Raw genomic sequence first — 6,040 nt, 5'->3', positions numbered from 1 at the left:
ACGACGACCCTCCGCAACTCGAAGCGGAACCACCGCAGCTGGTGCCGCCGCCGGCCCAGCCGCCCGCGGCATCGCCCCACGAGCCCGGGTCGGACGCGTCGGACGACGGCTGCGAGGACTGCGCCAACTGGTCGCGCAGGACGGTGTCCTGGATCGAGGCGGCACCGGCCAGCGCGAACAGCATGGTGGCGTCCGAGCCGGTGGAGGCGGTGCGGGAGGCCAGCAGCGGACGGTTGCTGAGCCGCAGCCCGTGCAGCACCCGCTTGCCGGCCGGTGTGAGCCGGCCGCGCGGCGCCGAGCACGTCAGGAGGACGAAGAGCCCGACGGCGAGCCCCGGCAGCACCCGGACGAACAGCGGCAGCCCTGAACCGACGACGAGGTGCGGCATCACCTCCGCCAGCGACAGGAACAGCAGCAGGCACCAGACGGTCTTGTGCAGCGTCGACACCCGCCGCCATCTGCGGTGCACCTCGGGCTGGAAGAACAGGCCGCGGCGGGCGAGCCGGTCGCCGATCGACTGCACCGGAGATCCGGTCAGCACCGCTGTACGGACCTGGCGCAGGCCGCCGCCCCACTCGGCGCCGCAGGCCTCCAGCAGGGCGGTCTCGACCGGATTCGATGCGACCGGCCGGAGCACGGTCAGCTGTCCTGAAGCGTCCACGGCGATCCGGCCGTCCGCGTGCATCGCCGCGATCACGGTGTCGGCGACCCGGCCCGGACCGCCGGCCAGGAAGGCGGTCTCCAGCGGATCCCGGGGGATGTCGCCGTGGTACGGCCGGGTGAAGCGGCGGGCGCGGATCTTCTCCCCGACGAGGTACGCCGAGGTGGCGGCGATCAGCAGGTACACGGTGAGCATGAGGCCGGTCATGACGTTCATCGAGGTCACCTTCCCGGCAGCGCGGTGCGCGCGGCGTCCATGATCCGGCCGAACCGGCCGAACCGGCCGAACCGTCCGGTCCGCACGAGGCGGCCGGGGCGGGCGGCCGCGGACAGCGGCGCGGGACCCGAGCGCTCCCGCCACCAGCCGTCCAGCAGACGGCGGGTGGCGTCGTCGAGCGCTTCCGCGTCATCGTCCAGCACATGCTCCGCGAAGCACAGCGCGTCGAGGCGGTAGCCGCCCTGCAGCGGGTGCGTGGCCGCGTACCGCAGGAAGGCGGGACGGTAGCGGTCGCCGAGGATTTCCGGCAGTTCCGGGGCCACCTTGGCGGTCACATCGGCGCGCTTGGCCGCGAGGGCCCGCGACTGGACGCCGATCCGGCCGCGGTCGAAACCCTCCGGGACGGGGGTGCCCGCCACCAGCGCGGAGAGCAGCGCCGTCTGCGCGAGCGCGAGCCGCTGCCGTGCGGCGGCGCTGTCGGCGTCAGACACAGTGCGCCTCCTGGGGCCGCTCCGCCGACGGGACACCGCGGATCGCCGCGAGTTCCGCGGCGAGTTCGGCCGCGGACGGGAAGTTGTCGTCCCGCTCCAGCAGGACGCCCGGCGGCCGGATCCGCTCGCGCAGCGCCGCGAGCACGTTCAGCACCGGCCGGGTCACCGGATGGGCGTGCGTGTCGTGCCAGACGCCGTCCTTCTCGGTCCCGCCCGCCACATGGACGTAGGCGATGGCCTCCAGCGGCAGTTCGTCGAGCACCGCGACCGGGTCCTCGCCCCGGTTCACATGGTTGGTGTGCAGATTGGCGACGTCGATGAGCAGCCGTACGCCGGTGCGCTCCACCAGCTCGTACAGGAACTCGCCCTCGCTGAACTCCTCGTCGGGCCAGCCGAGCAGCGGCGCGATGTTCTCCAGCGCGAGCGGCACGGGCAGCGCGTCCTGCGCGATGCGGACGTTCGCGCAGAGCACGTCGAGCGCGTCGCGGGTGCGGGGTACGGGCAGCAGGTGCCCGGCCTCCAGCCGCGGCGAACCGGTCAGCGGCCCGCCGGCCCGCACGAACGCGATGTGCTCGCTGACGAGCGGCGCCCCCAGCAGCCCGATCCGCGTGGCGAGCGCCGCCAGCCGGCCGGGGTCGGGGCGCTCCGCGCCGCCCAGGCCCAGCGAGACCCCGTGCGGGATCACCGTCGTGCCGCTTTCGCGCAGCCGCCGCAGCGGTTCCGGGAGGTGATCGGCGCAGAGGTTCTCCGAGACGACCTCCACCCAGTCGACACCGGGCAGCTCCGCGATCGCGTCCGCGATCTCCGGCCGCCAGCCGATACCTGTACCCAAGTCCTTCATGCCGTCCCCCTCCGCGTTTCCCGCACACGCCGTGCCGGGGTGATGGCCCCGCCGGGACCGGGCGAACCCTGTGGGTGGCCGGTTCAGAGCTTGATTTGAGGTTCCCGTGCCGGTGCGGGCCCGTCGCCCGCCCGGTGTCACGCGCTGGTGGTGCGGCGCAGCGGGAGGTAGTCGGAGACGACGGTGCAGGAGCCGGGGACGATCTCGGTGAAACCGGCGTCGCGCACCACGGGCAGGCCGGAGCCGGTGAGCGCCGGCCATTGGGCGGGCGCCGGAGTGCGGACCGCGAGCGGGAAACCGGCGTCGCGCCACGCGGTGCGTTCGGCGTCCGTCAGTTCCCACCAGGCGAGCTGCGCGCCGTGGCCCGCCTGGGCCATGGCCTTGCCCGCGGACATGTCGAGCTCCGGGTTCATCCAGAGCACCGGCAGCCCGGCCTCCGCCACGGGCGGGGGTTCCGGATCGTCCAGTTCGGTGCCCGAGACCTGGAGCTTCGCCAGCACCTTGGGCCAGCCGTCCAGCGGGACCGGCGGATAGACCCGTACCTCGGCCTCCAGCCCGGTCACGGTGATGCCCGGCAGATATCCGGCCCGGCGCCACTCCGAGCCGCGCGCCCGGCGGACGACCTTGCGGATCCGGGCGTCCTGCCAGTCGCGTACCGCCTCGGCCCATTCGCCGTCGCCCGCGGCCCGTTCGTCGGACAGCAGGGTGAGCACGGCGCGCGCCGCGGTCTCCAGGGCGTCGGTGCGCGCCGGCGGGTCGTCCTTCTCGATGCGGACGACGAGCGGGAGGACGAACTGGGGCGCCGCGTCGCGGTCGATGCTGGTCACGGCCACAGTCTGCCACCGAGCAGGGCGCCGGACGCGTTCGGTCCGCCGGGGCTCGCCGCCGCGCCCGCCATCGGGTCCGCCCAGCCGGGAACCGCCGACGATCTACGATGACCGGGTGGATACGGCCGCGATACGCGTTCCCAGCGAGCTCGACCCGTGCCACCGGGTCGAGCGGATGGCGCTTCCCGCCCCCGGCGACCCGCCGCGGCTGTGGCTGGTGAACGCGGCCCGGCACGCCGACTTCGCGGCGCGGCTGGCGTCCGACGTCCTCGACCCGCAGGAACTGCGCAGCGCCGCGGCGTTCCGCGCCGACGCCGACCGGGACTGCTACCGCGCCGCGCACGTCGGACTGCGGCTGCTGCTCGGCGCCCAGCTCGGCAGCGCCCCCGGAAACGTACGGCTGGTCCGGGAGGACTGCCCGGGGTGCGGCGGGCCGCACGGCCGTCCCGCCGTGGCGGGCGGCGGTGTGCACTTCTCGCTGTCGCACAGCGGCAGCTTCGCCCTCCTGGCGTTCGCCGCGACCCCGGTGGGGGTGGATGTGGAGACCGTCCCGTCCGATGACGCGGTGGCGGACATCGCCTCCGTGATGCACCGGGTGGAGATCGCCGAACTCGGCGCCCTGGAGCCGCCGGAGCGGCCCGCCGCCTTCGCGCGGGCGTGGGTGCGGAAGGAGGCGTACCTCAAGGGGCTGGGCATCGGTCTCGGCCGCGACCCCTCGGCGGACTACGTGGGGACCGGCGAGACGCCCGCGGCCGGCCCGGCGGGCTGGTCCATCGCCGACGTGGCCGTGGGGGAGAACCGCGCCGCCGCGGTCGCCGTGGCCGACCCGGGCGCGGCGGACATCACGCCCTCCGCAGCCACCGCGCACTGAACCGGCGCTCCGTTCTGGACGGGACCGGCGTCCTGCTGGTCCTGGGCCGTCTCCACCTCGGGAGCCGGCTCCGTCTTCGGGGCGTCCTTGAGGATGAAGTACGTCGCCAGGAAGCCCAGCGCCACGAACCTGGCGGAGAACAGGAAGGCCAGGCTGTAGCCGTCCCGCAGTGCCGAGATGTTCTCCGCGCCCTTGTCGAGCAGGGAGTTGCTGCGCGAGGTGGCCACGGTCGCCAGGACGGCGAGGCCGACGGCGGCACCGGACTGCTGGGCGGTGCTGTTGAGGCCGGAGGCGAGACCGGCGTCCTCGGGAGCGGCGCCGGACATCGCCCGCATGATCACGGCCGGGACCGCGAGACCCATACCGAAGCCCTGGATGACGAGCGTCGGCATCACGTGCTGCCAGTAGTTGCCGTCGACCGGTGCGCGGCTGAGCAGGACCAGGCCGATGGCGAGGGCCGCGAGTCCGGTCAGCAGGACCCGGCGGGTGCCGTAGCGGATGGTGAGCTTCACGGAGAAGAACAGCGACATCGTGCCGATCACCAGCGGTGCGGGCAGGAAGGCGAGTCCGGTCTGCATGGAGTCGAAACCGAGCACCCGCGCGGCCCCGCTGCGCTGCCGGTGAGCGCCGCCTCGGGAAGGGCGTCGCGCAGGGCGTCCACGAGAGCGGGCGTGCCCTCCGTGTCCGCGGTGCCGCCGAAGACGTAGAAGTCCGGGCGGACCAGGACGGCACGCGCCCCGATGCCGTTCAGATACGCCGTGTACGTGCCCTCGGTGTCGACGACCGCGCCGCCGCGCGCCTGTTCGGCTGGCGTGCCGGGCGGCAGCAGCCGCACCAGGTGCGCACCGACCCTCTGCAGCGGGTGCCCGTGCAGGCCATGGGCCCCAGGGCCTTGGCGGGGAGGGGGTCGGCGGGCGAGGATGGCGATCATGAACAGTGACCTTTTCGCGGCCGAGAACATGGCCAAGCCGGCCACCGAGCCCGGTATGACCCTGGAGAACGCCAAGTCCGTCAAGTACGCGGTGAACGGCGAGTGTTACGCCCGCCAGGGTGCGATGATCGCCTTCCGCGGCAACCTCCAGTTCGAGGTGAAGGGCCAGGGCGTCGGCAAGTTCCTCAAGCGCGCCTTCACCGGCGAGGGACTGCCCCTGATGTCCGTACGCGGCACGGGCGAGGCGTGGTTCGCGCACGAGGCGGCCAACTGCTTCATCATCAGCCTCGATCAGGGCGACGCCATCACGATCAACGGGCGCAACGTGCTCTGCTTCGACACCACGCTCGACTACGAGATCAAGGTGGTGAAGGGCGCGGGCATGGTCGGCGGCGGCCTCTTCAACAGCGTCTTCACCGGCCACGGCCGGCTGGGTGTGATCTGCGAGGGCAACCCCATCATCATCCCCGTCAGCCCGCAGTCGCCGGTCTACGTCGACACCGACGCGGTCGTCGGTTGGAGCGCCCACCTGGAGACCTCCGTGCACCGCTCGCAGAGCTTCGGCTCGATGCTGCGCGGCGGTTCAGGCGAAGCGCTGCAGCTCATGCTGCAGGGCGACGGGTTCGTCATCGTCCGGCCGAGCGAGGCCAAACCCGTCCAGCCGGCCGCCCACTGACATGAGGCTGGAGCGCGTCGGCCGGCGCTACGGCCTCGGCGGGCCCTGGGTGCTGCGGGACGTGGACCTCGACGTGCCACCGGGTTCGCTGCTGCGCGTCCAGGGCGCCAACGGCAGTGGGAAGTCGACGCTGCTGCGCATCGTCGCCGGCGTCGACCGGCCGTCCACGGGGCGGATCACCGGCCGCCCCGCGACCGCGTACGTGCCCGAACGCTTCCCGCCCGCGCTGCCGTTCGACGCCCATGGCTACCTCGTCCACCTCGGCGCGATCCACGGGCTGCGCCGCACCACGGCAGGCCGGCGCGCGGGGGAGTGGCTGGAGCGGTTCGGGGCCGCCGGCCACGCCCGCACCCCGATGGACGAGCTGTCCAAGGGCACCGCCCAGAAGATCGCCGTCGTCCAGGCGCTGCTCGCCGAGCCGCGGTTGCTGGTCCTGGACGAGGCGTGGACGGGCCTGGACGAGGCGGCCCGCACGGTCCTCGACGACGCGGTGCGCGAACGGGTCGCGGCGGGCGGAGCCGTCGTC

Annotated in this window: 6 protein-coding genes and 2 pseudogenes; 3 read left to right on the top strand and 5 right to left on the bottom strand. The window is 73.7% G+C overall.

Features of this window, described 5'->3' with window-relative positions; all coding sequences use genetic code 11:
• From O3W51_RS46895 to O3W51_RS46885, 3 genes and pseudogenes are all read right to left on the bottom strand, one after another.
• Window positions 1-877: TIGR04222 domain-containing membrane protein (locus O3W51_RS46895; protein ID WP_269290133.1), on the bottom strand; the 877-nt coding region annotated here is incomplete at its 3' end.
• A 5-nt stretch (window positions 878-882) separates the two neighbouring features.
• A pseudogene (locus O3W51_RS46890) lies at window positions 883-2,209 on the bottom strand (DUF692 domain-containing protein).
• A gap of 137 nt (window positions 2,210-2,346) precedes the next feature.
• Entirely contained in the window at window positions 2,347-3,036 is a 690-nt protein-coding gene (locus O3W51_RS46885; protein ID WP_244809482.1) for a peptidyl-tRNA hydrolase, read from the bottom strand.
• A 115-nt stretch (window positions 3,037-3,151) separates the two neighbouring features.
• Between O3W51_RS46885 and O3W51_RS46880 the strand changes: the two genes are divergently transcribed.
• A complete protein-coding gene (locus O3W51_RS46880) occupies window positions 3,152-3,907 on the top strand; it encodes a 4'-phosphopantetheinyl transferase family protein (protein ID WP_269290132.1) in 756 nt (251 codons plus the stop codon).
• A gap of 113 nt (window positions 3,908-4,020) precedes the next feature.
• Here O3W51_RS46880 and O3W51_RS46875 read toward each other — a convergent pair.
• Both O3W51_RS46875 and O3W51_RS46870 read right to left on the bottom strand, forming a co-directional pair.
• A pseudogene (locus O3W51_RS46875) lies at window positions 4,021-4,485 on the bottom strand (MFS transporter); the annotation flags it as partial.
• Window positions 4,446-4,838 carry a hypothetical protein gene (locus tag O3W51_RS46870; protein ID WP_138354296.1) on the bottom strand — a complete coding sequence of 131 codons (393 nt, stop codon included), beginning with the start codon at window positions 4,836-4,838 and terminating at the stop codon, window positions 4,446-4,448. The pseudogene O3W51_RS46875 and the gene O3W51_RS46870, both read right to left, overlap by 40 nt.
• On the opposite strand from O3W51_RS46870, the gene O3W51_RS46865 reads away from it, so the two are divergent.
• Window positions 4,837-5,514, top strand: coding sequence for an AIM24 family protein (locus O3W51_RS46865; protein WP_138354297.1), 678 nt, complete (start codon window positions 4,837-4,839; stop codon window positions 5,512-5,514). The genes O3W51_RS46870 and O3W51_RS46865 overlap by 2 nt on opposite strands.
• A gap of 1 nt (window position 5,515) precedes the next feature.
• A partial coding sequence (locus O3W51_RS46860; RefSeq protein WP_269290129.1) for an ATP-binding cassette domain-containing protein occupies window positions 5,516-6,040 on the top strand: 525 nt, incomplete at its 3' end.

It is taken from the genome of Streptomyces sp. H39-C1 (genome assembly GCF_027158125.1).
Lineage (GTDB): Bacteria > Actinomycetota > Actinomycetes > Streptomycetales > Streptomycetaceae > Actinacidiphila > Actinacidiphila fildesensis.
This window is presented reverse-complemented; position numbering and strand designations above follow the sequence as displayed.